This is a genomic window from Bifidobacterium sp. WK041_4_12, assembly GCF_041080795.1.
In the GTDB taxonomy this organism is placed as follows: Bacteria; Actinomycetota; Actinomycetes; order Actinomycetales; family Bifidobacteriaceae; genus Bombiscardovia; species Bombiscardovia aquikefiricola.
On sequence record NZ_CP129674.1, the window covers coordinates 1,780,089 to 1,805,314 of the forward strand.

The window sequence follows — 25,226 nt, forward strand, 5'->3', positions numbered from 1 at the left end:
TGCCTGATTTGTATGCCGACAGTCACATTGCTGCTTACGAGGCTGCTCTCTATGTTATTTCCGTGTGTTCGATGCGACTTCAGCGTGAAAGCGCAACGATGCTGCGCTGAAAGCCTTCATCGTTTATCTCCAGGTCGCCACTGAGCTCGTTGACGATGCGAGTCTTGAAAGCTGCTGCGTTCACGGCGGGAATGTCAGCGACAAGAGCGACCTTATCGCTATATTGCGTATCGACTATCGAACCGTGGCTCAAGACGATTGCCCGTTTGCACAGGTCGAGTTGCGGATAGCCGATGTTCAACGTGAAGCGAGCGCACACGAGAGTTCTGCCATACTGCGCGTCGTCAAGAGCTGCAGCTGCAGCATGCGCATAGGCACGCGTCAGGCCAGGAGCACCAAGGAGAATGCCGCCAAAGTAGCGTGTCACGGCTACCACGCAATTCGCTATCGAGCGATGACGCAACAGCTCAAGAATCGGCTTGCCGGCCGTGCCGGATGGTTCACCGTCATCGCTCAAGCGTTCTGCTGCAACGTCGTTGGCATCAAGGCACAAGGCGGCAAAGGCAACATGCCGCGCCTTCGGATGTTGCTCTCTGATATGGGCGACGAACTCCACCGCATCGTTCAGATCATCGACGTGGCAAGCCTGCGCGATGAATCGCGAGCGCTTCTCTTCGAAGATCGCATGTGCGGTGGATTCTGGGGTATTGACAATGGTGAGTGAATCATGCATCACACAACAACATTAGTGGCTGTTCCGGTGTAGAAGCCACGGATGGAGTCCACGCACTGACGGACTGCATTGTGCACGGCCTGATCGGTGCACCATGCGGCATGCGGCGTGAGAATGGTATTCGGGGCAACGCGAAGCGGATCCATCTCAGGCATCGGTTCGGTGTCGAACACGTCAAGTCCGGCATAGATGTCACCCTTTTCGAGACGCTGCGCGAGAGCGCCCATTTCGATCAACTCCGCACGGGCCGTGTTGATGAGAATGCTCCCTTCGCGCAAGGCAGCCAAGTCATCGGCTGTGATGATTCCCTCAGTGTGCTTGTTATATGCCAGATGAAGGCTTACCACGTCTGAAGATTCGAAGAGCTCATGAATGCTGTCTACTGATGTGGCTTCGATCTGCTGCATCGCTTCGTCGTGAGCATGGTGCGACCAGACCTTGACATGCATGCCGAATCCGTGGGCTATTCGAGCCACCCATTGTCCTATGCCACCGAAGCCGACGATTCCCATCGTCTTTCCGCACAGCTCCATGCCATCGAGGGGCTGCCATTCGCCTTCGTGCATATCGGCATTCATTTCTCCGACTCGGCGAGTGATTTCCATGAGCAAGGCAATGGCATGCTCTGCGACTGCAGCGTCACCGTAATGAACGATGTTGCAGATGCGTATCCCATATTCCTGGGCTTTGTCAAGATTGACGTAATTGTCAACGCCCGTGCCACCGAATGCTATGCAGCGCACGGTCTGGCTCAAGGTCTTGAGCAAGTCATCGCTGACATGGAAGCCGACGACGATCACCGCGTCGGCACCTTTCATTCTGCGAGCTAGAATCTCTTCATCCAGCATGGTATCGGTGAAAAGACGAACGCGGCAGAGACCGTCGAATTCAGGAAGCAACGCTCTGAAGGCCTTTACCATAACAGGAACGCAATTGGGAATAACGAGCAGGGGCAGTCCTTCGCGTGAAGGCGTAGTTTCGATAACACTCATACATGTCAGGATAGAACCGGAGCATTACAGGCCAGAAAACGGCTCCGCAGCTCTCGCTTTGAGAGAAAAGTCCCCCAGACTGAACAAGTTTTCGAGTGCCCGGTGATGAAGAACGGCCGAGATTGCGAGTTTTGTGACAATTCGAAAGTATGAGGTAGCATTTTCCGCCGATTGTGGACCATATTCCAACGATTCTGAGCTTTGATACTGAATAATTGTCGCAAAACTCGCATTCGGTCCAACAATTTTCCCCGCAAGGTCACATATCTCGTCATCAGCCTTGTGGCTGCGTCGATTCTGCGGACAAATCCCAGGCCTTCACAACGCCATCATCTGCTCCCATCGCATAGATGACATTCGAAATGCGTTGTCGTATCAGCTGATCTTGAGCCGGATTCGTGCATGTATTGAGTGGTGACAGCGGGCACCATTGATACTGGTTTCCCTTTATATTGGAGGTTGCGATCCAGTCGATGCGATTGACCTTCCACGACCCGGCTGCACCACGCTTGCCTGCGAACTGAATGCGTGCCGTCACTCCCTGATTGTTCACGATGCGTTCCGAAGGAGCGCTGACCGTGACCGCATTGCCCAAGCCGTAGATGATCCAGGTTCCGTTGTATTGCTCGATAGGCTGAGCACAGTGGCATCCTGCTCCGTAGATAACGTCAAATTGCCCGGTATCCGCCAAGGCGTGCGCCTCCGCTCTCTGCCAGGAATCTGCATCATCGAGATATTCCTGAACGGAATGCATCGCCATGGCCACCACATCGGCACCTTCGCTGCGTGCCTTCTTCGCTTTGGCAACCGCACGATCAATGTCTGTCTGATGCTGAGAATCTCCAAAGTCACGGAGACGATCAACCCGCCAATCAAAGTCAGGAACCATGGCATTGAGTGATACCGTTCCCGTAACCAGGCCAATCCTGCCACCCCCGGACGGGGAGTCGATGACGAGCGGCTTCTCGGAATCCGTCTCGGACGCATATGATCCTGTGTGAGCGATGCCGTGGCTGCTCAGCTCGTCATTAAGACGGACTATGCCCTCTGCCCCCTGGTCCCATGAATGGTTCGTGGCGTGGGTGCAGGCTTTGTACCCTACCTTGGCAACCGCGTCGACAACCTCGGGCGGAATGGCAAAAATCGGATATCCGGCATAGGGGCCGCCGCGAGGGGCTATCGGTGTCTCGAATTCGCATATAGCCAGATCGGACGCGTTAATGTAATCGGCCATTGGTGAAAGCAGCGGCGTGAAGTCGAATGCGGAGCCGTCCTGCGCAGCGGTGCTCGGACCTTCGAAATGCTGCCACAGCGTTGGATGAAACAGCAGGTCTCCATTGACGAGTATCGAGATGCAGTCTTGATCGGGGCAATCAGGCGCGTTCCCATGATGACTGGTCACGGGTTCGGGCGCTCCCGATTGCCTGGTTATCGCATCATGGGCAATCACTTCTGAAGCTCTCGGAGCCGAAGTCATGCTGTCCATTATTCGAGAAGAAATCATCCAGATTGCAAGCACTGCAAGCAGCGCGGCAAGCACCCACAGCATCGGCTTACCGACTTGAAGATATCCACGATTGCGACGCCTGCTATCCGTGTGCTGCGGTCTTGACCGACGGTTCATCATGAGGAGCTGCCCATCTTCGCTGGTTGTAATGGGTGTTACGGATGGTGAAGGGGCTCAGGCAACATGCCCCGTCACCAATATTGTCGCATGTCTTGAGGATCATCCTGCACCATTCAAGGGCGCTGCCGAGTGGAGCGAGAACCTCATGAAACTCCACAGCAGGAGTTATGCACAACAGGTTATCCACAACAGAAAGAAAATTTGAAGAAAATGTAAAATATTGACATTCGATGTAGTAGATTTTATCTCAGGGAACGGAAGGACAATGGCGTACCTTTCGCCCCCCCTCCTACAGACTTTCTCGCTTACCAGTCTTATCATCCCTCTTACCTCTATCAGCACTCTTGCAACCTTCTCTCTTCAGGTCTTCCTTCCTGTATGGCATCCTTCGCACGACGTGGATTCCATGGCTGCAACTCATAGACCCTCATTGAATGACTCAAGTTGTGCCCGCACCTTATGCAGCTTGGCATATATCTCATTGCGTTGCGTGGGATTCTTTGCTCGGGCATGATCCTTGGCAAGCTTGGCCTCAAGATTGCGCAATTGCGAGAGCGACTGAGACCGCGCAATGCGCTCATCGAGATTCTCAGGGTCAGGGGTATTCAGAATTGTCTGGGAATTGAAGCTTTCCCACACCTCATCGATACTCTTCCCACGAATTTTCAAGCTGAGATCCTGTGCCTTGTACCATTGCCCGACGAACATGGTATTCTGCTGCATATGACCTGCTCTCACCGGCACTGCCCTTCGCACCGCCAGAGCGCACTCATCCCCCTGATTGCCGCTTCTGATGCAGACGAAGAGTATGCCCGATGGGCGCAGTTTCGCCATATGTTCGAGAGCGTCGACGGGAACTTCCGATGTATTGAGCACCACACCGATGACCAGAATCTCCTTCAGCTGTCCTTCAGCAGGAAGCCCCATATTGGACGAGTTCACGATGCCAAGGACCCCTATCTCGCTGATGTCATTGACAAATCGTCGTTTGAGTCCGGAAGATACAGGGACTTTCGCATAGAACAACTGTTGGGGAAGCTTTCCTTTGCCCTCAGGCATCGCTGTCTGTTCAGGCAAGCCAAGAGTCAACGCAGAAACTGAAGCACACTTTGCAACTGCCATAGTCCACCTATCTCGTTCGTGACTTGCGAAGGATGCGCAAGCTGTTATTCCATACTACTTGCTGAATACTTATGCATGCGTCCCCAATCGCATCCGCAGACAATATGTTATTCACCCATGCTCAGCACTATTTTCTTGCCCGGCGCAACATGCTCGGCCCCTTGCAAAGCCTTGTCATAGCTGTTGAAGCTGAATATTTCTGGCGTAAGTGGCATGAGCTTCCCCATCGCCACACGATTGAGAAGCAGCGCGAGATCATGGCGATATGAATTTCTTTGCATTGCAACATACAAGGGCGCAGAACAGACGATCTCGCGGGGATGACAATGACGTCTTGCAAGCGTTCGGGCAAGACCCGCAGCCGTCGCAGCCTTCTGATGGCCGACCTTCCCACCAAATGCGGTTCGTACTATGCGGCCGTGTTCGAGCACAATCCCGTTGACTTGTCGAGACCCCGTATGATCTATGACTCCATCAAGCCGCCCAAGCTCCTTCACCAGCAGCTCAGGCCATTGCTCGTCTCGATAGTCGAAGGTTCTGACACCATATCGCTCGGCTATGGCGGCGGATTGGGCAGATGCGGTGCCATAGACGCTCACTCCCTCGTGCGCAGCCAACTGAGCCGCAAGCAGCCCGACTGCACCGCTGACACCGCTGATGAATATGCGCCGAGGTTGCTTCCCCAAGAGATCGAGTGCATAGCGCGCTGTCACTGCGTCGAGCGGCAGTGTCGCCGCCAGCTCCGATGGCATGCTCTCTGGCACCTTCACGAGAAGCGATGAGGGAATCCTCAAGCGCTCTGCATGCGCACCCATATTCGGCAGCACTGCAGCAACGCGATCTCCAACCGCAAGCCCGTAGCCTGCTGCATGCCTATCTGACCGCTCGATCACGCCAACACAGTCATACCCAGATACGAATCCTGGGAAAGGATGCAGCAAGTAGTCACCACGGCGGGCCATGATGTCGGTTGCACCAATCGATGCATGGGTAACGCGTATGTCGCATCCACTGCCGTGCACGGCTGTGTTGGTGAATGTGGGATTTTTCTGTGAAAACGTTGAGACTTTTGCAGCAGAAGGGCTTTCACGAACTTTATTTAAGTAACATGTCATGTAGATGAAGCGTAGCAGAAAGTAGGTAACATGTCACATAAACAACTCGCCGTGTCGCTGGCATACACATCGCGCACGATGGTTCTTGAATTGAACAACGCCCTTGCAGACTGCTTTCGACCGCTCAATCTCACCTGCGTTCAGGCAGAGGCGCTGCTCGCTCTTAAACCCATAGAACCCGCCACGCTTACTGAGCTGTCCGAACATCTGGTTGCCGAATCAGGGCATCCAAGCCGCCTGGTTTCTCGCCTCGTGCAGCGCGGACTCATCGAGCGCTCCCCCTCGCCAAGCGATGGGAGAGCAAACTTGCTTCACCTCACCGAACATGGCAGAGAGCTCGCACAGCAGGCAGAAGCAGCGCGAAAGCCACTCATCGATATTGTCAAACGCAACAATCCCGAGGAGATTGAACGCCTCCTTGCCGTCATGCGTTCTCTCAGCTCCGACCTGAAGCTTTACAGCAGCCAGAACTAGCGTGCCTGCGTGCGGCACGACATCTGGCAGATGCATGCGAACAACACTCAAGCATCATCGACGGTTCGTCACAAGCGTGACCAGAACCCAGATCGTCGAGGAAATCGTGACGATGACGAAGCTGGGAGGTGTTGGGAACATGGTGGACAGCAGCAGACCACCCCAGATTGAAATCAGGCAGATACCGCCTGCAAGCACGATTGCCGTCATCGGCTGAGCAACGATCATGTTCGCCGTGGCCGCAGGAGTGATGACCAGCGCAAATATCAGCAGCGTTCCGACGGCGGGCGCTGCAATCGTCACCACGCCTGCCATCATTGCCATGAAGATGACGTTCATGACACCCACGCGGATGCCCTTCGCCTGAGCGACCTGCTCGTCCAGCGAACAGAACAGCAAGGGATGGTACACGATGGCGATAATGAGCAGCAAGACGGCATCAGCTATCAGAAAGCTGACGATTTGTGTGGTGGTTATGGTCAGAATCGACCCGAACAGAATGGCCTGCATCTGCTGTGATGCCGAGGTGGAAAGTCGTGCGAAGAACAGTCCGAGACCGGTGGCGAAGGCCAGCACGGTTCCCGTGGCAACGGATCGCTGCTGAGCGCGCTTGCCCATGACACCGATAACCAGTGCGCCGCCCAGTGCGAACAGACCCATGCCAAGGGATACGGGCAGTCCGAGCAACGCCGCTCCTGTCGCTCCCGGCAATCCGATATGCGAGAGCGCGTGTGCCGCGAAATTGGATTTGCGCGCAATCGTAAAATATCCCATGATTCCGGCCGCAATCGATATGCACACACCCGCAATCACGGCATTGAGCATAAAGGGTGTCTGCATGACCACAACCCAATCGGGGTCGTATGAGAGATGAATGGTGTTCATGCAGAGGACTCCTTTGCCACTTCATCCGTCTTCATCTTGGCGTGAGGCGTGACGAACATATCTCCCTGCGGAGTCGTTACCACCTGCACGTTGGTCCCATAGAGATGAGTGAGCAGCTCGGCGTCCAGCACATCGCCCATTGCTGCATAGTGTGGATGACCATCGAGCAGATAGACCGCTCCCGTAAGCATCGGAAGCAGCATGTTCAAATCGTGGGCCACGATCTGAATCGTCATCCCAAGCTCACTATTCAGCCGCGACAGCACCTGCACCGTGGCCTTCTGACTGGCCAGATCAAGATTCGCGAGCGGCTCGTCAAGCATCAGCAAGGAGGGGTCACCCACCAAAGCCTGCGCAATGGCCACACGTTGACGCTGCCCACCCGACAGTTCAGACAGTCGCATCTGAGACCGGTCAAGGATTCCAGTGAATTCCATCGCCTCACAGCATGCATGCATCTGGCTTCTCGACGTCATATGGATGCCGAAACTGGTTCCAGTGAGTCCCAGCAGCACCGATTGCGCCACGGTGATGCTCGAATCCATTTCGGATGAATAGCTTTGCGGCACATAGCCTATGCGCCCATTCGCCTGCCCTGCCCGGCAGCCGAGCACATGAACCTTTCCGTGGCTGAGTGGCACCAATCCCAGCTCAGTCTTCAGCATCGTCGTCTTGCCAGTTCCATTCGTTCCGACAATGGCAGTCACCGAGCGAGAAGGGATGCTGAAACTGCCTTGAGACCACACGGTGCGGCCATTTCTCTGCACGGCTGCATCCACGAATTCGATGCAGGGTTCATCGCTCTGCCCTATGGCAGACGTGGCGGCGAGGGAAGCCGCCGCACTGGACGCGCGTTCTGCGTGGTTATGGTGCATGCGTGACTTTCTATACGGCCTGATACGCAACTAATCAAGGAGTGGCAGCGCAATTGCTGCCACTCCTAGCCTACTATGATTCGACAACGACGACTTAACAAACGACTCAGCAGCAACGAATCAACGATGACTTAACAAACGACTCCACAACATCGAGCCATAAGGGTTTCCCGGGTTCAGTTGTAGGATTGCCGGTCTGCCTTGCCAAAAGTCGTCAGTGTGCAAGCATTTCCTTGGCGATTTCCTTGTCGGTCAAGGCACTGGGATAGTAGGTTGGCCAGTTGTCCATTTCCTTCAAGGTCTGTTCCTGGGATTCGTCGCTCATGAAGATATGGAAGTGTTCAGCCTTGACCGGCCCGATGCCATGATCCGAGAACTGGACGGACTTGGGCGCACCCTGAGGCACGTCTCCGGTCGCCGTGAACAGGTATCGGACTCCACGATTGCCCTTGGCATAGTCAAGAATCTTGAAGCCGTCATACTGGTAGGTTGCAGTGGCTTCGCCCTTGTCAGTGGTGAAGGTCATGGAATTGCCTGAAATGTCAATCTTGCTCACATCGGTCTTATAGCCCGTGTCATAATACTTCTTGTATTCTTCGGCGGTCATCGTACCCGCCTTCGCCTTGGCATCCATGACGGAATCGAGTTTGCCATCAAGCAGCAGCGGGTACACCGAACGCCAATCTCCAGCGTAATCTTCAAGTGACCTGTCCTTGACATCCTGCGTCAGGAAGAAACCGTTATAGGTGTCGTTTGCCAAGGTCTGCTTGGTCACGACAGTCAGCCAGCTCAGCAGACTTGTCTGATTCTCCGGCAACTGCTCGGTCACGGAAACAATGGTCTTGTGGGATGTGATCGCTGCTTCCTGCATCTGCTTGGCAAAGCCCGTGAGCTCCTGAGGGTTGACTATCAGCACATCCACATCCGATGCCGCCACAGCCGAAAGCGCGTTCTTCAAATCCGATGCAGAGGGTTCGGCATCGTTGGTGACGGCATTGGTGTAGGTCTGCGGCGTCTTGTTCGTGGCTCCGATATAGTTCATCAAATAGTCCGCTATGGATTCTGTCGCAGCAAAGTTACGCTTCACACCTGCCGCGCGAGCATCATTGACCAAGGCTACAAAATCTGCGTAGCGTGCATTCCACTCATTCGAATGAAGCTGTGCAGTCGCAGCGGTCTTGCTGTGTTCGCCGGCTGAAGAGACATAGGCCTTGGTAATTGCTTGCGATGCCTTGAGAATCGCGGAGGGGTCGAACCATAGATGCGGATTCACCGAACCATGATGATGGTGGTGCTCCTCTTCAGCATCTTCTGCATGCCCGTCATGCTCTTCATCCTCATGTTCCTCTTCATGCTCCTCTTCCTCGTCTTCTTCGTCCGCCACGATTCCCGCTTCGTCAGCGATATTGATGACCGTCTGCTTCTCGCCAAAATCGGCCTTCTCAGCCCAGGAGTCATATCCAGCACCATTGAGGACAACGATGTCTGCTGAAATGAGCGTTGCAAGATCCGCTGCGGTGGCCTCATAATCGTGAGGTTCTGCGGATGTGGAGCTGATGACTGAGGTTACCTTGACGCAGTCGCCGCCAAGTTCCTTGGCAAGGCTGCCCCACTGATTCACGGATGCGACCAGATTCAGCGTCGTGTCGCAGCTGTCGGGAATGCCCTGTGCCACGGTCTGGTTGCTGGAAGTTGTGCCGAGCTTGCCGTTCCTGTTAAGAATGAAGAAGGTACCACCCAGGATTAACGCGATGACTGCAACTGCTGCAATGGCGATGATGGCGATGGTCTTGTTGCGCTTGGTGGCGAAGGCTTGTGCCACTGCGCCGTCGAATGGGTGATGGTTTTCCGGTTGATTCTGATTGTCGTTAGATGGAGCGCTGCCTGTTGCGGACATGGCGTATTCCTTTTCTATCTCAATGATGTGACCTGCATGTCTTGGCTGCTTTCGAATGCAGTCCATGCACATGGTTTGAGGCGAAGTTCTGAGGTATAAAGAGGGACTCAGCCTCGAATCGCAGATTGACGAGCAGACCAGAGCGAACTCACACTCACGGTGTGAGCACTTCCATTCCACGTATCAGACCTACGAATAGAACCATAACTAATGATAATCGTTATCGCAAGTGTGAGTGTTGAAGCGCTTCGTCCTACAGACCGATGTGAATCGACTGCTTCCCATAGCGCTGACGAATCGAATCGACGGCCCGTTCCGTATCGCCATGCTTTTCACGCTGCAATTGGGCCGGCTCATTGAGCATGTCGTCAATCGTTGCCTGAATCGCCGTGCTCTTGGCCTGCGTCAAGCCGGAGGTACTCACCCCAGCCAAACGAATGCTCCTTGGCAACGGTCTGGACTGCAAGGCATGCGATGATTGTTCGTCCTTCATGTCATCCATGCCCATCATGGCTTGAAACAGCGAGCGCGCTATTGGATAGATGACCTGGGCCGTGTCACATGGCCGCTCGATGGTCTGGGCCTTGGTTCGATAGCTCAGATCATCGAAGCGTAATTTCACCGTTATCGTGCGCGCCAGCAGATGATGCGAGCGCAGGCTGGAAGCTACCTCGTCGGAGCAACGACGCAGGAGCGCCAACACCGGAAGGGCGCTGTTCGTGTCTTGGGAAAAGGTTCGCTCCGCACCTATGGATTTTTCGGGTGCGTGAAGCACGATCTGTCGTTCATCCTGACCGCGAGCCGCCAGAAAGAGGGTGTGTGCCAAACCCGGCGATGTCACCATGTTCAAGAGTTCGGTTTCGCTGTGCCGAGACAGCGCTTCAACGCTGTTGATTCCCCATGAGTTGAGTTTTTTCTCGAGTGACGGGCCGATGCCGGGGACTGCGCGCAAGGGCATCATCTGTACAAACTCGGCCTGTCTGTTCACCGGAATCAGCAGCATTCCATTCGGTTTCGCGTTGGTCGATGCCATCTTGGCAATCAGTTTGTTCGACGCGATGCCAACGGAGCAGGTCAGCGAAAATCGTTCCTGCACGGTGGTGCGAATCCAACGGGCAATGGCTGATGGGCTTTTCCATCGTCGCAAAGCAGGACCCACGTCCATGTATTCCTCATCGACCGACACGCGTTCGATGCGGTCGGTTATCTGACTGCACACCTCATCGAAGATACGACGTGACATGTGCCGATAATAGTGCATGTCAACCGGTAGGAAGATTCCTTGAGGGCACAGTCTGCGGGCTCGCGATACGGGCATTGCCGAGTTCACGCCGAATGGACGCGCCTCGTAACTGGCAGCGCTCACCACAGATCGTGAGCCGGTACCGATGATGACCGGCTTGCCGCGCAATTCTGGATGTCTTGCCACCTCGCATGATGCATAGAACGCGTCCATGTCGATATGAAGTATGGTGCACCCAGATTCATCGTGGCCCCAATCACGCTTGGCGGCGGCGAGTCTCGGTGATGTGCTCATGATTCAATCCTATCGTGACGAAGCGCTTATGGTCTGCCGCTTTTGCGAAGGCGGAACCGGTGGAAAGTCAAAGCCAAATCGCAGTTTCGGAGTGTTTGGTATGAGCTATCCGAGGAGCATGGTAATATGTGATGCTGTTGCGCTTTATGGCTGTCGTACATGCCAGCAGCGTGATGGAGACGTGCCTGAGTGGCCGAAAGGGGCACCCTGCTAAGGTGTTGATTGCGCAAGCGATCCAAGAGTTCGAATCTCTTCGTCTCCGCAAGCAAGGGTTTTGGGCATTCGCCCAAAGCCCTTTTGTTGTTTCGTGGCGTGCTGTGGCGCTCAGTGACGGTTCGAAGATGCGGTCAGACGGGCGACGGCTGTGCGAATTGCATCGTCTGAAGCGGTTATGGAGAAGCGCAGATATTTCGGCGCACCATAGAATTCACCAGGGCTTGCAACGATGCCCAGCTTCGCCAGCGTGCCCATGTCATCCCAGCAATCGTCGCCAAGCGCATGCACCCAAACGTAAAGAGCGCCCTGCGGCATCCGAGCGTCATAGCCATATTGTCCAAGCGCATTGACGAGCGCGGTGAGGCGCGCATGGTATCGAGCCTTCTGCTCCTGAACCGCCTCGATGTCTCGCAGGGCGGCAGACATGGCGTGCTGCACCGGACCGGGAATGATGAGTCCGATCTGCTTGCGATAGCGAATCATGTCTTCGATCAGCGCATCGTCGCCTGCAACGAACGCTGTGCGATATCCAGCCATGTTCGACTGCTTGCTCAAGGAGTACAGGCTGAGGATTCCGCGTGCCGAACCGGCGCATACCTGTGGATTGAGCACGCAAGGTGCCGAATTGAACGCCGAAGACATGTCGACGGCCTCCGGCACGTCGGCGTATGGGCGCTCCCCCATGTTGGTACGGTGTTCGGAAAGTGAGAAGTCGTTGGCCTCTCGCCAATCGAGAAACGCATAGCATTCATCGGAGAGCACGACCGCACCAATCGCTCGTGCCGCCGCCACAATCGCAGCAAGCCTTTGAGAGTCAATGATGTCGCCCGTTGGGTTGCATGGGGAATTGACCCAGATGGCCTTGACACGATCAATGTTCTGCCAGGACGAGACATCGGTGACATCATCGACCTTGACGACCTTGGCCCCTGCAATCTGAGTGCCTATTTCGTACGTGGGGTACGAAATCCTGGGCTGCACCACCACATCGCCGGGATTAAGGTGCAGGAGGCTTGCCATCAGCGCGACTGCTTCCTTCGATCCGACCGAAGGAACGACGGAAGCGTGAAGCATCGTCAGATCAACGCCACGCTGATGAAGGAACCAGTCATGTATGGCATTGCGCAGCTCGGATGAACCTATGGTCTGAGGATAGCCGTGCGCATCTGCATCATCGGATGCCTGCGATAATGCCACACGAATTGACTGAGGCACAGGATCCACCGGCGACCCCACGGACAGATCGATGGCTCCACCGTCGTGCGATTGCGCGATGCGGCGAAATCTGGCAACGCGCGACCAGTCATAAGGCGAATCGAAATTATGAAATCCCACGTGCTCTCAGCTCCAAGTTCCAGACGATATGCATAGCTGATCTTCAGTCTATCTCAAGGCGATTAACCTGCGAGAGAATGCCTGTGAAAGCCTTCGATCATCCTATCGTGCAATGGTTGTTGCAGATGGCTTGTCCTTCAGCTTTTCGTTGCCCAAGCGTGAATGGCGATATGAGTAGCCAAAGTAAATGATGAATCCGATAACAAGCCAGACCACGAATCGAATCCATGTGAGCACCGTCAGATTGAGCATGAGCCAGAAGCACGCAAGGGCGACCAGAATCGGGACCCAGGGATTGCCTGGAATCGAGAATGAACGCTGTACATCCGGACGCTTGCGACGCATGATCGGCACGGAAATAGCCACAAGAGTGAATGCTGAAAGCGTGCCGATGTTCACCATGTCAGACAGGATGCCGATATTGAAGCACGATGCGATGATTGCCACCACAATGCCACCGATGATCTGAATCGCTGCCGGCGTGCCATGGCGACCTGTTTTCGACAGTCCGCGAGGCAGCAGCCCATCGCGGCTCATTGCGAATACGACACGGGTCAAGCCGAGCAGCAACACCATCACGACTGTGGTGAGGCCAACAATGATGCCGAAGGATATGATCTTGGCCGCCCATGTGGCTCCCACAAGCTCGAATCCTGTGGCAAGGGACGGTTCGGTTGCCTTGGCGAGATCCTTGTATGAAACCATTCCGGTGGTGACTATGGAGACGAGAATATAGAGAACCGTAACGATGGAAAGTCCAAGAATGATGCCCTTGGGAATGGTTTTATGCGGATTCTTGGCCTCTTCCGACGTGGTGGCAACAACGTCGAAACCAATGAAGGCAAAGAAGACGAGGGCAGCACCGGAGATTACGCCTGGAACACCATAGATCGATGGTGCCATGCCCGTTGCCCATTGCCATAGCGGTTCGGTCATCGTGCCGGTAACCGTGGCGCCTTTGACAGAACCAGCAGGCTGAGACGTGGGGATAAAGGGCGAGTAGTTCGAAGCCTTGACGTAGAAGAATCCGACAACGATGACGAATATGACGATGGCAATCTTGAGGATGGTCAATGCACCGTCGACTCGTGCGGAAAGCTTGGTTCCCAACACCAGCAGCGTGGTGAAGAAGGCAACGATGATGATTGGGGCAACATCGATGTGGAACGAGCCGATGACAACGTTCGTGTTGAACCTGATGCCCATCAGCTGCATGAAATCATTGAGATATACGCCCCAGTACTTGGAAATGACCGATGAGGCCATCAGCATTTCGAGAATGAGATCCCATCCGATGATCCATGCGATGATTTCACCTACTGTGGTGTACGTAAAGGTGTAGGCAGAGCCAGCGACCGGAATCATCGAGGAAAACTCCGCATAGCACATCGCTGCAGCGCCACAGACGACTGCTGCGAGAATGAAGCTCAAGATCACGGCAGGTCCTGCATGGTATGCGGCAGCCTGAGCTCCTACCGAGAAGATGCCAGCACCGACTGCCACCGCCACACCCATGACAGCCAAGTCCCAGGCGTTGAGCGTCCGTTTGAGACTGCGATGCTCCTCCCCTGTTTCAGCAACCGTCTGCTCAACCGATTTCGTTCTAAAAATGTGCATACTCTCTGATTCCCCATGCCCTCGTTGCGAAGACTGCGATACGCCGCCTTGTGGGGTCATAAGTATAAGCCGTTTCGCTATGCCCGCAAGCCGATTCTCACTCATTGCAACGATTATCTGTATTGCGGGCACAGTGAACTTAAGCCTCGGCTAGATTGGCGAACGGTCAGGAAGTGATGTTCGCGCTATCTGACGATGACGATGACGATGCTGCACCTGCACCACTTTGGCTGGAATCGGAGCTGCTGCCCGATTCCGACGAGCCAGAACCTGAGTCGGAATCTGATCCGCTTCCTGAACCCGCTCCTGACCCTGTGCCCGATCCCGACATGCCATTCATGTTGCCTCTCATACGGCCATAGCCATTGCCGATCCGGGAATATCCATGATCGTTCGAAGCAGCCGAACCGGAGGTCGAAGCATAGACAATCAGCCCTCCACCAAGTCCGCCGAGCAGTCCGCAAAGCAGCGACATTCCGGCCACAAGACCCACTATGCTGCCCTTGATGCCGAAACGCTGCGCAAAGGGCTTCTTTCGACCTGGCATCGGTACCTGACCGAAACCATCTGAACGGCGTTGATCCCAACCGTGTGGATTGGCATTTGGCTGATAATGGGCATTGTTCCCCATAGGCATGCCGTTTGCATATGGCATTTGAGGCGCTCCCGGCTGAGACGGCGATCCCTGCTGAGACGGTGCTGTCTGCTGCGGCGCTGCCGGACGAGGTGAGCCAGGCTGAGAGCCATTCATAGAGTTGTTCGCAGACTCATATGGACGGTAGCCGTTGCCGTGCATCTGCTCAGCATCGACCGGATACTTGCCGATGGGGTGAGTAGGGCGTTGCTGCGGCTTGGGAACCGATTCGCGTGATTGTTGATTCGAGCCTTGCTCTTCTGGATTGGTATGGTTCATGTCACTCATGATGGTGGCCTTTCTGTGCGACTGATACCATTCAAGGACTCAAATCGTGTGAAAGGCTGGAGTGCTGCTGCGTATGACGATAAACCTTGCGCAATGTCTTCAGGAAGCAAGCTGGACGAATGCTGAGACCTGATTCGCTCAGTGAACCGTATGCAATGTGCAGCTATCTGAGTCCTGCTACAGTCCGACAATAACTGGTTCAGGAACCAGATCGACGCCGAAGGCATGCCGGACTCCATCCTGGATGGCATGTGCAAGAGCCCATATCTCACTGGCCTTCGCACCTCCAAGGTTGGTCAGTGCAAGGGTATGAAGCGATGACAGTGCCGCACCGCTGCGCTCACTGAGTCTGAATCCTCTATGAAATCCTGCATGGTCGATAAGCCATGCGGCAGAGGTTTTCACACCAGTTTGACCATCAGGCAGCGTCACGCCGAACTTCGGCGCATCGTCTGGAAGCCCTGCCGCATCGTGAGCACTGATCTGAGGATTGACGAAGAAACTTCCACAGCTATGACGGTCGGTAATCCTGAACACACGCGACGGCTCTGTACCGTGCACTTGCAAGGTCTCAACAGACTGGCTGGCCTTGGCAATGTTCTCTTCTCGTTTCATTCCCGACATCCAGCGACTTTCATATCGGGCGGGATCTTCAAGCATGCCCTTGGCGGCTCGTACCTTCAGAACCGCGTCTCGGATGGTCTCGGTGTTCATGCGATCCCCCAGGCTTGCATGCAGAGCCTTGGCGAGTTGCGGATAGGCCAGTATGCCAGTCGGACTGTGTCTGAGCACGAAAGTCACGGAAAGCACGACATAACGCGGGCTCGGGAAGAACCTCGCCCCATCGTCCGTGAACATCGACCGCTTCAACGCGGACGTGCGATACCCGAACTGCATGTCAGCGTCATCGAATGTCAGAACCGTCTTGGCCTGACGATCCCACACCTCGACGCTTGCGACGCTTGTTGCGACTTCCTGGCCATACGCACCAATGTTTTGCACTACAGAGGCACCGACAGTTCCCGGAATTCCAGAAAGCCCCTCTACGCCTTCGAGCCCCAGAGACACTGCAAATTCAACGAAATCATCCCAGTTGGCTCCTGCACTTGCGGTGAGATGAACGCTTCTGTCAGATCCTTCCACCGGTTCAGCCTCATCAGGGACGACGATGTCTCTGCGTCCATCTCGGATCACCAAGCCATTGAACGGTGAATCGCTGACCAGCATGTTCGATCCACCACCGAGCATGCACAGCGGCATTCCAACGCGGTCGGCATCTTCGATTGCCTCGATAAGACCCACGCGCGTCGTAGGTTCTGAAAAGTGTGCAATCTTACCCCCCACCCCAATGGTGGTCAGGTCTGCAAATGATGGCAAGGAACTCATATACATCAGACTATCTCACTTATCGCTTGCAACCGCTGATGATATGCATTCACCTGAACCCAAGCGCTCACTGCCTTGCTTGCGCATGCGCCGAACAGCGGATGGCATCTCTCGAACTTGACCAGCACTGTTGCGTTCTGGTCACAGCATCAGGATTGTGGTCTCGGAAAAACAGAAAACCCGACTGGAATGGTCGGGTTTCGATACAAGAATCTACAGATTCAGCGAGTCTCGCGGTGAATTGTCTGCTTGCCGCAACGTGGGCAGTATTTTTTCAGCTCGAGACGATCCGGAGTGTTACGACGATTCTTCGTCGTGATGTAATTACGCTCTTTGCACTCGGTGCACGCCAGCGTAATGCCTGGACGAATATCTGCGGCCTTTGCCATAGTTCACCTCTATTAGTCTTTCCCACCGGATGTTACCAGTGATTGTAGCGAGGGAGAGACTCGAACTCTCGACCTTACGATTATGAGTCGTACGCTCTAGCCAGCTGAGCTACCCCGCCATAGAGCCTCGAGTGAGAATCGGACTCACGACCTCTTCCTTACCAAGGAAGTGCTCTACCACTGAGCTATCGAGGCGTGGCGGATAGTGGATTCGAACCACTGAAGCATTACGCGGCTGATTTACAGTCAGCTCCCTTTGACCGCTTGGGAAATCCGCCATGTCACCGAAAACGGCAACTTTGCTATCTTGCCACGGATATTCAAATCATGCAAGTTGCGAGGTTGCCGTGTCGTGGTCACACAAGAAGCATGAAAGAGACTCTCATCCACCATCAAGTCAGCCAAAATTGCAAGAGTTCCCAGTTATGCTATTCACGCAACGCTGTGATGGGCACGACGCATACCCCATCTGGCCTCGTGTACGCATACGCGGTCATGCCACAGACGACGCATAAAAGCGAAGGGGGAATTGCTTTCGGGTCGCGTTTCATGTCAGCTTGCAACGCCAAAAGTTTCGACGCAGCTTCGTCAATTTGGTGAGCGCCGAGTTTGATTTCCATGGCGGCCCATCGTCCATCAGGCAAAGTAATGACGGCATCTATTTCGCGACCCCGACCATCGCGGTAATGGTAGAGTTCGCCATCAGCACATTGCGCATAAATTCTCAAGTCACGCTCACACATTGCCTCAAACAGGAAACCGAAAGTGTTCAAATCGCCTTTTAGCGTTTCTTGCGTCGCACCCAACGCCGCTGCCGCCAACGAGGGATCGGCCAAATGCCTTTTCGGCATTTTCCCGACACGCACCGAAGAACGCATATTCGGATTGAACGCCGGCTGATCATCAATCAGGAACAAACGTTGCAAGACTTCAAGATAGTCCGTGATGGTTTTTTCATCGAGAATATCGTCGTCATACTCCTGCATATCTTTTTTCAATCTTCTGAGGCTGGCAATAGTCGATTCATTCCTAGCAAGTGAGCGAAGCAGCATCATCACCCTATGGGGGTTGCGACTCACTGAATCAATCCGACTGATGTCGTTGTGCGTGACCGCATAGAGATACCCCTCAGTCACTTCCCTTGCGTCCCTGGGGGACATATCTCTCGTCCCAGGCCAACCGCCCATGATGACATGCTTAATCAGCGCATCAACAGTAACTTCGCCAGTAAAACGTGACTCAAGACGAAGTTCAAACATGGCAGAAAGCGACACAACGCCAGTGGAATAGCCGGATTCAAACAGAGACATCGGTCGCATTCTGGTAACGCCTATGCGACCTGCTCCACTGTGCAACACACCTTTGAAATTGGGTGTAGATGATCCAGTGAGGATGTACCTGCCTCGCTCGGCTGATTGATCTACAGAAAAGCGAACCGCATCCCACAATGCAGGCACTTCCTGCCATTCGTCAATGACTTTCGGCGCTTCTCCATCCAGCACCAGAGAAGGGTCAAGCTGTGCCGCCTGTCGATTCTGAAAATTTCCCGTAGGGTCGCCGATATATGTCACGCTATTGCCATGGTTAAGCGCAGTCCACGTCTTACCGCACCATTTTGGCCCGTCAATTGCCACAGCACCAAAAGCGTTGAGCATCGTGTCGATTTTGGCATCTACAAGCCGATTGAGATATCCCTGCTGTGTGAGACTCATCGTGGGACTCCGTTCATTCCGTAGTTTTCCTCGATTCTACTCCGTAGTTTTCCTCGATTCTATTCCATAGTTTTCCATTTGTTCCTTTCCGATAGTCGGCAAGGGCATGAAAAAGGCTCTGAATGTTGGAAATATACGATTCAGAGCCTTACAACGACTTGGTTGATGGCAAGGTGACTGTGGCCACATGAAGCAGTCAGAACTCCATTACCTGCTCAGAAGTCCCAGTCATCATCGTCGGTTTCGACGGCCTTGCCCATGACATAGCTTGAGCCGGAACCAGAGAAGAAGTCATGGTTTTCGTCGGCATTGGGGCTCAAGGATGCGATGATTGCAGGGTTCACATCCGTCGAATCCGAGGAGAAGAGCGCCGGATATCCGAGGTTCATCAGAGCCTTGTTGCCGTTGTATCGCAGGAACTTCTCCACATCCTCGACCAGGCCAACGCCTTCATAGAGGCTGCGCGTGTAATCGACCTCGTTGTCATAGAGATCGTTGAGCAGCTCATAGGTGTAGTCGCTCAAGTCCTGGCGTTCAGCCTCCGAAACCTTTTCCAGACCCTTCTGATACTTGTACCCGATGTAGTATCCGTGAACTGCCTCGTCACGAATAATCAGTCGTATCACGTCTGCAGTGTTGGTGAGCTTCGCATGGCTTGAGAAATACATGGGCAGGTAGAAGCCCGAATAGAACAGGAAGGATTCGAGCAGCGTTGAGGCAACCTTGCGCTTCAGCGGACTGTCGCCCTCATAATAGTCGAGAACAATCTGCGCCTTCTTCTGCAAGTACTCGTTCTCCTCGCTCCAGCTGAATGCGTCGTCAATCTCAGGGGTCGAGGCAAGCGTCGAGAAAATCGAGGAATACGACTTTGCATGCACCGATTCCATGAATGAAATATTGGTGTAGACCGCCTCTTCATGTGGCGTGAGTGCATCGGGAATCAGCGAAACCGCACCAACCGTGCCCTGAATAGTATCGAGCAAAGTCAGACCGGTGAACACATGCATCGTGAGTGTGCGCTCATCATCGGTCAGCTTCTGCCAGCTAGGAATGTCGTTGCTGATCGGCACCTTCTCAGGCAGCCAGAAATTACCGGTCAGGCGATCCCATACCTCCAAATCCTTGTCGTCCTCAAGACGATTCCAATTGATTGCAGACACGCGATCAATCAGTTTCAGTGGCTGTCTCGGTATGGAAATAGGTACCATAATCTTCCTTTCACATAACTTCCTGCTGCATGCGGTCCCCATCACCGCAATGGATAGGCATACTATCGCAGCGAATTGCGAGCCCCGGCATCCTTCTATGAGTACTGATATGAGTACTGATGGATGTTCTCCAGAAACACCAACCGTTAATGCACACTCATTGTACTCAAATACACGCGCGTCATCGCTCAACAAGAAATTTTCTGCACGTGTGAAAAATCACATTTTTGGAGTACTGGCCTCGTAACATGGCGAAAACAGAAGACGTTCTAGTATTGCTTCCAAGATGTAAACATCGAGTTCCCAATCATGCGGATACGCAAGACAACCGAGCCGCTTGCACAGTCTTGACCACGCAGCATGCACTTCTTGACTCGGAGGTGATTCATGACACCATATATATTCAACGTCCAACATTTTTCGACGCATGATGGGCCGGGCGTGCGTACAACCGTCTTTTTCAAGGGTTGTCCAATCCGATGCGCATGGTGTCATAATCCTGAAAGCCAATCGTTCAGACCAGAAACCATGACCAATGAAGACGGTTCCACCGAATACATCGGTGCTCAATATCGTGTTGATGAACTCATTCACGACTTGGCCAAGGATGAGATCATATATGACCAATCAGGCGGTGGGGTAACGCTTTCCGGCGGCGAGGTGCTGGCGCAGGATAGAACCTATGTATTCGAACTGCTGGAAGGACTCCGTGAGCGCGAAATCAGCATAGGCATTGACACATGCGGGGTTGCGTCACCACGAATTGTCGAAGAAAGCGCAGCATATGCAGATTTCTATCTCTATGATGTGAAGTTCATCGATGACTCGATGCACAGAAAATACACCAGAGGGTCAAACCGTTTGGTGCTGCAAAACTTGGAAACCCTTACCCGTCTGAATGCACGGATTATGCTCAGACTCATCATTCTCCCCGGTTTGAACTCAGATGAATCGGTTATTGAAAGCACCATGCTATGGCTGAAGACTCATCACATTGCAATTGAACAGGTTGACATACTGCCTTATCACACCTATGGCATGAATAAATATGCAAGGCTTGGGCGAAAGGCAGTGCCCTTCACTGTTCCATCCGATGAGCTTATTGAAAGAATCAAGCGGCAGATAGAAGACTTCTACCAGAATGTGACAATAGGAGGCTGACCATGACGCTTGTGTTTCCAGTACTGCGCAAACGCAGCCATAGCCATCCAGGATCCAGATCTGGCGCGGAAACGATAGGACGATAGGAACAGGCATCGCACGCCGCACCATATTGTGGTACGCGCATTCCACTGGCACCATCGCAGTCAATGGGGCTGTGCAATGTATCGCAGACCATCACCGCAGTGCGGCAATATCGGCACCACAACGAACAGCAACACACAGCAGCAACCAGCAATGACAAGCCTTAGGCGACACGTCTTGCATGCCAAGCTTGAATATCCTTATAGCAATCTGGAGAGCAACAATGAGTGATCTGCACTTTATTTCGACCATACCAAGTTCCACAAGTCAACGACCGGAACAGCTTCACGAAGAAACACAGGAACGACGACAGACGCTGAAACAGCGCGGCTCAACGCCACGAACCCAGCGACTTCGCATCGTCAGCGAATCGACGCACCCTTCGATTTCCCTTGAGAGGGCACTCATCGAAACCGATGTATACCGCCAATATGAAGGAAAACTTCCCACACCGGTGTTGCGTGGTCTTTTCTTCAAGACATTGATGGAACGCCGGACACTCTATCTTGGCGATGACGAGCTCATCGTTGGAGAGAAGGGAACGTCACCGCAGAGTGCACCGACATTCCCTGAACTGTGCTGCCACACAATCCAGGATTTCAACAACATGAACGACCGCGAACATGTTTCGTTCAAGGTGACACCAGAGGATAAACGCATTCAGCAAGACACCATCATCCCTTTTTGGGAACAACGGGCGACCATGACAACAATGTATGCCGCGCTTCCACAGAGCTGGCATCTCCTGTTCGAAGGTGGCATGTTCACGGAATTCATGACACAGCGAGGACCCGGGCACACTGTCGCCGACGGAAAAATATATGGCAAGGGTTATCTTGACTGGATTGCCGACATTGATGCGCGGCTTGCAGCAATCAACTACAACGATGACATGGATGCCGCTGCAAAAAGTGCCGAACTTCAAGGCATGCGACTGGTATGTGAAGGCATGATTATCCTCGGAAAAAGATATGCCCAGAAGGCTCAAGGCATGGCTTCACACGCCGCCGATGCGCAACGTCGGCAGGAGTTGCTGGACATTGTGCATATCTGCGAACGCGTTCCTGCTCATGCGCCAGCAACCTTCCGTGAAGCCATACAGATGTATTGGTTCACACACATCGGTGTGACGAGTGAGATGAACAATTGGGATTCGTATTCGCCCGGCAAGCTTGATCAGCATCTTCAGCCCTTCTATGAGCGCGGCCTTCGGGAGGGGACGCTCACACGGGAGCAGGCGCGTGAGCTTTTGGAATGTCTGTGGATCAAATTCAACAATCAGCCCGCCCCGCCAAAGGTTGGCATTACTCTCAAGGAATCAGCGACATATACAGATTTTTGCAATATCAATACCGGAGCGCTCAATGCAGACGGTACTTGCGGTGTCAGTGACCTAAGCTATCTGATTCTCGATGTTATGGACGAGATGAAGCTTTTGCAGCCAAGCTCCAACGTGCAGATATCTCGCAAGACTCCTGAACATTTTGTGCATAGGGCTTGCGAGATTTCCAGAAAGGGCTGGGGACAACCGGCCTTCTATAATTCCGACGCCCTGATCCAGGAACTTCTGGGCATGGGGAAAACGCTGGAAGATGCGCGCGAGTCCGGAATCGCCTCGGGTTGCGTTGAAGTTGGCACTGCCGGCAAGGAGGCGTATGTGCTCACCGGATACCTCAACATTCCCAAGGTGCTGGAACTGGTGTTGAATCGTGGCTTTGACCATTACAGCAACAGGCAGATTGGTCTCGATGTTGGTGACCCACGTTTGTTCACCAGCTTTGAGGAGCTGTATGCCGCCTTCGAACGGGAGTTGCGCTTTGTCGTGGATGTCAAGGTTGCCGGTAACAATCTCATCGAACGGCTCTTCATGGATACCATGCCCGTTCCATTACTGTCAGTCATCACCGATGACTGCATAGCCTGTGCAAAGGATTATAACTGCGGCGGCGCTCGGTACAACACGAGCTACATTCAGTGCGTTGGCATTGCCACGATCACCGATTCTTTGGCCGTGTTGCGCAAACACGTTTTCATCGACCACAGCTTCAGCATGAACGAGTTGATAGATGCCTGCAACGATGATTTTCACGGCAGCGAGACAATGCTGGACCTTGTAAAAAATCACACGCCAAAATATGGCAATGATGATGAATTCGCCGACTCCATCCTTCACGATGTGGACGATTCACTGCAAGCCATCATTGCAGGCAGACCAACTCCGAAAGGCGCTCGGACCATCGTTGAATTCCTGCCAACTACCTGCCATGTATATTTTGGTCAGACAATGACGGCATCACCGAATGGCCGACGCGCCCATATTCCACTTCCCGATGGCATATCACCGGAAAAAGGAGCTGACCTTCATGGTCCGACGGCTGTTATTCGATCCGCTGCCAAAATCAATCAGCTACGCACAGGCGGGGCATTGCTCAATCAAAAATTCACACCTTCCGTCGTTGCCGGCAAGAAGGGGCTTCTCGCAATGTCGGCGTTGATACGCGCCTATTTCACTTTGGATGGCCATCACATTCAATTCAATGTCGTTGACCGCGCAACATTGATCGATGCCCAGAAACATCCTCAGGAATACACTGATCTCATCGTTCGAGTCGCCGGGTATAGCGATTATTTCAATAATCTTGACAAGGCCTTGCAGGACGAAATCATTGCAAGAACGGAACAATCACTGTGACATACCATGCTGCCCATACCGTGCAACATGGTATGGGCAGCATCATCGCTTCGCCATCAGACAAGAAAGCCGTTCGGATAGATATCGTCCGGATCGAGAACGAATGTCGAGAAACCTGTGGTGAACGCCTGCCCCGTTATTTGTGGAATGACACCATCATAGGGGCCGATCTGCGTCGTCCGTTGCACCTTCCCTATAAATTGTGAACCCGTTATGGACGAAAACGCGGCCTGCTCCCCCACGGCGATTTTGCCCCTGCTCAGCAGCGTGGCGAGTTTGGCGCTGGTTCCCGTGCCACAAGGCGAACGATCGATCTGGCGATCTCCGAAGACGACGCCGTTGCGGTATTGTCGATTGGCACCGCGCGCGCTGCCGAACTCGACAAAGTTCACGCCCGAAATATCGACCAAGGGGTGGGTCACATCACACTGCTGCTGTGCGGCGTGAAGAATCTCCATGCCCAGGTCCATCACTTTCGGCGAGTTCCTTGCTTCCAGATCAAGCCCGATCTTATCGGCATCCACCAGTGCGAAGAAGTTTCCGCCGAATGCAATGGTCGCATCGACTTCAGGCAGATCAGCGTCCGGCAGTTTCAGCACGACATGCTGTTGTGCAACGAATGCGGGCACGTTGGTCAACGTTACGTTGGCCACTCGTCCGTCTCTGACATGAACCTGCGCGACGACCAGGCCCGCAGGCGTGTCCAGCCTCACATCGATATCATCGTGGTGAATCTCCTCAAAGGATCCATACTCTCCCGTCACGAGTCCCGACTCCACGGCAAAGGTGGCAACTCCAATCGAACCATGACCGCACATTGTGGCGAAGCCTCGACTGTGCGAGAACACCACGCCGAGATCCGCATCAGCACGGGTGGGAGGGAATACAAACGCACCGAACATGTTGCGGTGACCTCGTGGCTCAAGCATGAGCAACCGTCGAAGGCCGTCATAGTGGTGTTCCAGCTGCTGCATCACTGCTATGGCGTTAGTTCCATGCAGTCCTTGCAATCCCGAGACGACAATTCGCGTGGGCTCGCCCTGGGTGTGTGATTCCACGGTTCGGATGATCGCTCGTTCTCTGTATACGTCGCACGATTGCAATCGTCTGACAGCGGCATCGCTGCGCTCCCAAAAATCGTTATCGACTGATGCGTTGCTACCTGTCTGAGCAGTGGTGTTCATCGTTTTCCTTTGGAGAACCATTGTATTGTGGAGGAACGTTGCGTCATGGAAGAACATTTCATG

General features: G+C 53.7%; 20 protein-coding genes and 4 tRNA genes. 4 read left to right on the forward strand and 20 right to left on the reverse strand.

What is annotated here, in order from left to right; translation table 11 throughout:
• Window positions 1-79: 79 nt before the first annotated feature.
• The 5 genes from QN215_RS07495 to QN215_RS07515 all read right to left on the reverse strand — a co-directional run bounded on the left by QN215_RS07495 (window position 80) and on the right by QN215_RS07515 (window position 5,589).
• Window positions 80-733: a YigZ family protein gene (locus QN215_RS07495; protein WP_369343702.1), complete on the reverse strand. Its 654-nt coding sequence runs from the start codon at window positions 731-733 to the stop codon at window positions 80-82.
• Complete coding sequence (locus tag QN215_RS07500; RefSeq protein WP_369343703.1) at window positions 733-1,725, reverse strand: NAD(P)-dependent oxidoreductase; 993 nt, start codon at window positions 1,723-1,725, stop codon at window positions 733-735. The genes QN215_RS07495 and QN215_RS07500 overlap by 1 nt, the downstream gene beginning before the upstream one ends.
• A 274-nt stretch (window positions 1,726-1,999) precedes the next feature.
• On the reverse strand, window positions 2,000-3,352 hold the full coding sequence (locus QN215_RS07505) for a CapA family protein (RefSeq protein WP_369343704.1): 1,353 nt from the start codon (window positions 3,350-3,352) through the stop codon (window positions 2,000-2,002).
• Between the two features lie 417 nt (window positions 3,353-3,769).
• Window positions 3,770-4,474 carry a DUF4391 domain-containing protein gene (locus QN215_RS07510; protein ID WP_369343705.1) on the reverse strand — a complete coding sequence of 235 codons (705 nt, stop codon included), beginning with the start codon at window positions 4,472-4,474 and terminating at the stop codon, window positions 3,770-3,772.
• Between the two features lie 107 nt (window positions 4,475-4,581).
• The gene (locus QN215_RS07515) at window positions 4,582-5,589 is read right to left on the reverse strand and encodes a zinc-binding alcohol dehydrogenase family protein (protein ID WP_369343706.1); all 1,008 of its coding nucleotides are present in this window, start codon (window positions 5,587-5,589) and stop codon (window positions 4,582-4,584) included.
• 30 nt (window positions 5,590-5,619) lie between these two features.
• On the opposite strand from QN215_RS07515, the gene QN215_RS07520 reads away from it, so the two are divergent.
• Window positions 5,620-6,063, forward strand: coding sequence for a MarR family winged helix-turn-helix transcriptional regulator (locus tag QN215_RS07520; RefSeq protein ID WP_369343707.1), 444 nt, complete (start codon window positions 5,620-5,622; stop codon window positions 6,061-6,063).
• A gap of 54 nt (window positions 6,064-6,117) precedes the next feature.
• Here the strand turns inward: QN215_RS07520 and QN215_RS07525 are convergent, their stop codons facing one another.
• The 4 genes from QN215_RS07525 to dinB all read right to left on the reverse strand — a co-directional run bounded on the left by QN215_RS07525 (window position 6,118) and on the right by dinB (window position 11,257).
• Complete coding sequence (locus tag QN215_RS07525; RefSeq protein WP_369343708.1) at window positions 6,118-6,948, reverse strand: metal ABC transporter permease; 831 nt, start codon at window positions 6,946-6,948, stop codon at window positions 6,118-6,120.
• On the reverse strand, window positions 6,945-7,823 hold the full coding sequence (locus QN215_RS07530) for an ABC transporter ATP-binding protein (protein WP_369343709.1): 879 nt from the start codon (window positions 7,821-7,823) through the stop codon (window positions 6,945-6,947). The genes QN215_RS07525 and QN215_RS07530 overlap by 4 nt, the downstream gene beginning before the upstream one ends.
• 214 nt (window positions 7,824-8,037) lie before the next feature.
• The gene (locus tag QN215_RS07535) at window positions 8,038-9,720 is read right to left on the reverse strand and encodes a metal ABC transporter solute-binding protein, Zn/Mn family (RefSeq protein WP_369343710.1); all 1,683 of its coding nucleotides are present in this window, start codon (window positions 9,718-9,720) and stop codon (window positions 8,038-8,040) included.
• Between the two features lie 253 nt (window positions 9,721-9,973).
• A complete protein-coding gene (dinB, locus tag QN215_RS07540) occupies window positions 9,974-11,257 on the reverse strand; it encodes a DNA polymerase IV (RefSeq protein ID WP_369343711.1) in 1,284 nt (427 codons plus the stop codon).
• Window positions 11,258-11,432: 175 nt separating this feature from the next.
• Here dinB and QN215_RS07545 point away from each other — a divergent pair.
• Window positions 11,433-11,519: transfer RNA gene (locus tag QN215_RS07545), tRNA-Ser, on the forward strand.
• Window positions 11,520-11,581: 62 nt separating this feature from the next.
• On the opposite strand, the gene dapC is transcribed toward QN215_RS07545, so the two are convergent.
• The 10 genes from dapC to nrdF all read right to left on the reverse strand — a co-directional run bounded on the left by dapC (window position 11,582) and on the right by nrdF (window position 20,042).
• Entirely contained in the window at window positions 11,582-12,808 is a 1,227-nt protein-coding gene (dapC, locus tag QN215_RS07550) for a succinyldiaminopimelate transaminase (RefSeq protein WP_369343712.1), read from the reverse strand.
• Between the two features lie 102 nt (window positions 12,809-12,910).
• Complete coding sequence (locus tag QN215_RS07555; RefSeq protein WP_369343713.1) at window positions 12,911-14,425, reverse strand: amino acid permease; 1,515 nt, start codon at window positions 14,423-14,425, stop codon at window positions 12,911-12,913.
• 166 nt (window positions 14,426-14,591) lie between these two features.
• Complete coding sequence (locus QN215_RS07560; RefSeq protein ID WP_369343714.1) at window positions 14,592-15,347, reverse strand: hypothetical protein; 756 nt, start codon at window positions 15,345-15,347, stop codon at window positions 14,592-14,594.
• A 177-nt stretch (window positions 15,348-15,524) separates the two neighbouring features.
• Window positions 15,525-16,724: an FAD-binding protein gene (locus QN215_RS07565; protein ID WP_369343715.1), complete on the reverse strand. Its 1,200-nt coding sequence runs from the start codon at window positions 16,722-16,724 to the stop codon at window positions 15,525-15,527.
• A 230-nt stretch (window positions 16,725-16,954) separates the two neighbouring features.
• Window positions 16,955-17,122, reverse strand: coding sequence for a 50S ribosomal protein L33 (gene rpmG / locus QN215_RS07570; protein WP_094692887.1), 168 nt, complete (start codon window positions 17,120-17,122; stop codon window positions 16,955-16,957).
• Between the two features lie 45 nt (window positions 17,123-17,167).
• A tRNA-Met gene (locus QN215_RS07575) sits at window positions 17,168-17,241 on the reverse strand.
• Between the two features lie 4 nt (window positions 17,242-17,245).
• Window positions 17,246-17,317: transfer RNA gene (locus QN215_RS07580), tRNA-Thr, on the reverse strand.
• A gap of 1 nt (window position 17,318) precedes the next feature.
• A tRNA-Tyr gene (locus QN215_RS07585) sits at window positions 17,319-17,400 on the reverse strand.
• Between the two features lie 150 nt (window positions 17,401-17,550).
• Window positions 17,551-18,834 (reverse strand): ATP-binding protein, encoded by a 1,284-nt coding sequence (locus QN215_RS07590; protein ID WP_369343716.1) that lies wholly within the window; start codon window positions 18,832-18,834, stop codon window positions 17,551-17,553.
• Between the two features lie 215 nt (window positions 18,835-19,049).
• A complete protein-coding gene (gene nrdF, locus QN215_RS07595; RefSeq protein WP_369343717.1) occupies window positions 19,050-20,042 on the reverse strand; it encodes a class 1b ribonucleoside-diphosphate reductase subunit beta in 993 nt (330 codons plus the stop codon).
• 387 nt (window positions 20,043-20,429) lie between these two features.
• Between nrdF and QN215_RS07600 the strand changes: the two genes are divergently transcribed.
• Together QN215_RS07600 and hypD are read left to right on the forward strand one after the other, a co-directional pair.
• Window positions 20,430-21,203, forward strand: a complete 774-nt coding sequence (locus tag QN215_RS07600) for a radical SAM protein (protein WP_369343718.1) — start codon at window positions 20,430-20,432, stop codon at window positions 21,201-21,203.
• A gap of 307 nt (window positions 21,204-21,510) precedes the next feature.
• Entirely contained in the window at window positions 21,511-23,979 is a 2,469-nt protein-coding gene (hypD, locus tag QN215_RS07605; protein ID WP_369343719.1) for a trans-4-hydroxy-L-proline dehydratase, read from the forward strand.
• 56 nt (window positions 23,980-24,035) lie between these two features.
• Here the strand turns inward: hypD and QN215_RS07610 are convergent, their stop codons facing one another.
• Window positions 24,036-25,163, reverse strand: coding sequence for a proline racemase family protein (locus QN215_RS07610; RefSeq protein ID WP_369343720.1), 1,128 nt, complete (start codon window positions 25,161-25,163; stop codon window positions 24,036-24,038).
• Between the last annotated feature and the right edge of the window lie 63 nt (window positions 25,164-25,226).

Coding starts and splice junctions, on each gene's coding strand:
- QN215_RS07495 (WP_369343702.1), bottom strand. CDS start 733: ATGCATGATTCACTCACCATTGTCAATACCCCAGAATCCACCGCACAT.
- QN215_RS07500 (WP_369343703.1), bottom strand. CDS start 1,725: ATGAGTGTTATCGAAACTACGCCTTCACGCGAAGGACTGCCCCTGCTC.
- QN215_RS07505 (WP_369343704.1), bottom strand. CDS start 3,352: ATGATGAACCGTCGGTCAAGACCGCAGCACACGGATAGCAGGCGTCGC.
- QN215_RS07510 (WP_369343705.1), bottom strand. CDS start 4,474: ATGGCAGTTGCAAAGTGTGCTTCAGTTTCTGCGTTGACTCTTGGCTTG.
- QN215_RS07515 (WP_369343706.1), bottom strand. CDS start 5,589: ATGACATGTTACTTAAATAAAGTTCGTGAAAGCCCTTCTGCTGCAAAA.
- QN215_RS07520 (WP_369343707.1), top strand. CDS start 5,620: ATGTCACATAAACAACTCGCCGTGTCGCTGGCATACACATCGCGCACG.
- QN215_RS07525 (WP_369343708.1), bottom strand. CDS start 6,948: ATGAACACCATTCATCTCTCATACGACCCCGATTGGGTTGTGGTCATG.
- QN215_RS07530 (WP_369343709.1), bottom strand. CDS start 7,823: ATGCACCATAACCACGCAGAACGCGCGTCCAGTGCGGCGGCTTCCCTC.
- QN215_RS07535 (WP_369343710.1), bottom strand. CDS start 9,720: ATGTCCGCAACAGGCAGCGCTCCATCTAACGACAATCAGAATCAACCG.
- dinB (WP_369343711.1), bottom strand. CDS start 11,257: ATGAGCACATCACCGAGACTCGCCGCCGCCAAGCGTGATTGGGGCCAC.
- QN215_RS07555 (WP_369343713.1), bottom strand. CDS start 14,425: ATGCACATTTTTAGAACGAAATCGGTTGAGCAGACGGTTGCTGAAACA.
- QN215_RS07560 (WP_369343714.1), bottom strand. CDS start 15,347: ATGAGTGACATGAACCATACCAATCCAGAAGAGCAAGGCTCGAATCAA.
- rpmG (WP_094692887.1), bottom strand. CDS start 17,122: ATGGCAAAGGCCGCAGATATTCGTCCAGGCATTACGCTGGCGTGCACC.
- QN215_RS07590 (WP_369343716.1), bottom strand. CDS start 18,834: ATGAGTCTCACACAGCAGGGATATCTCAATCGGCTTGTAGATGCCAAA.
- nrdF (WP_369343717.1), bottom strand. CDS start 20,042: ATGGTACCTATTTCCATACCGAGACAGCCACTGAAACTGATTGATCGC.
- QN215_RS07600 (WP_369343718.1), top strand. CDS start 20,430: ATGACACCATATATATTCAACGTCCAACATTTTTCGACGCATGATGGG.
- hypD (WP_369343719.1), top strand. CDS start 21,511: ATGAGTGATCTGCACTTTATTTCGACCATACCAAGTTCCACAAGTCAA.
- QN215_RS07610 (WP_369343720.1), bottom strand. CDS start 25,163: ATGAACACCACTGCTCAGACAGGTAGCAACGCATCAGTCGATAACGAT.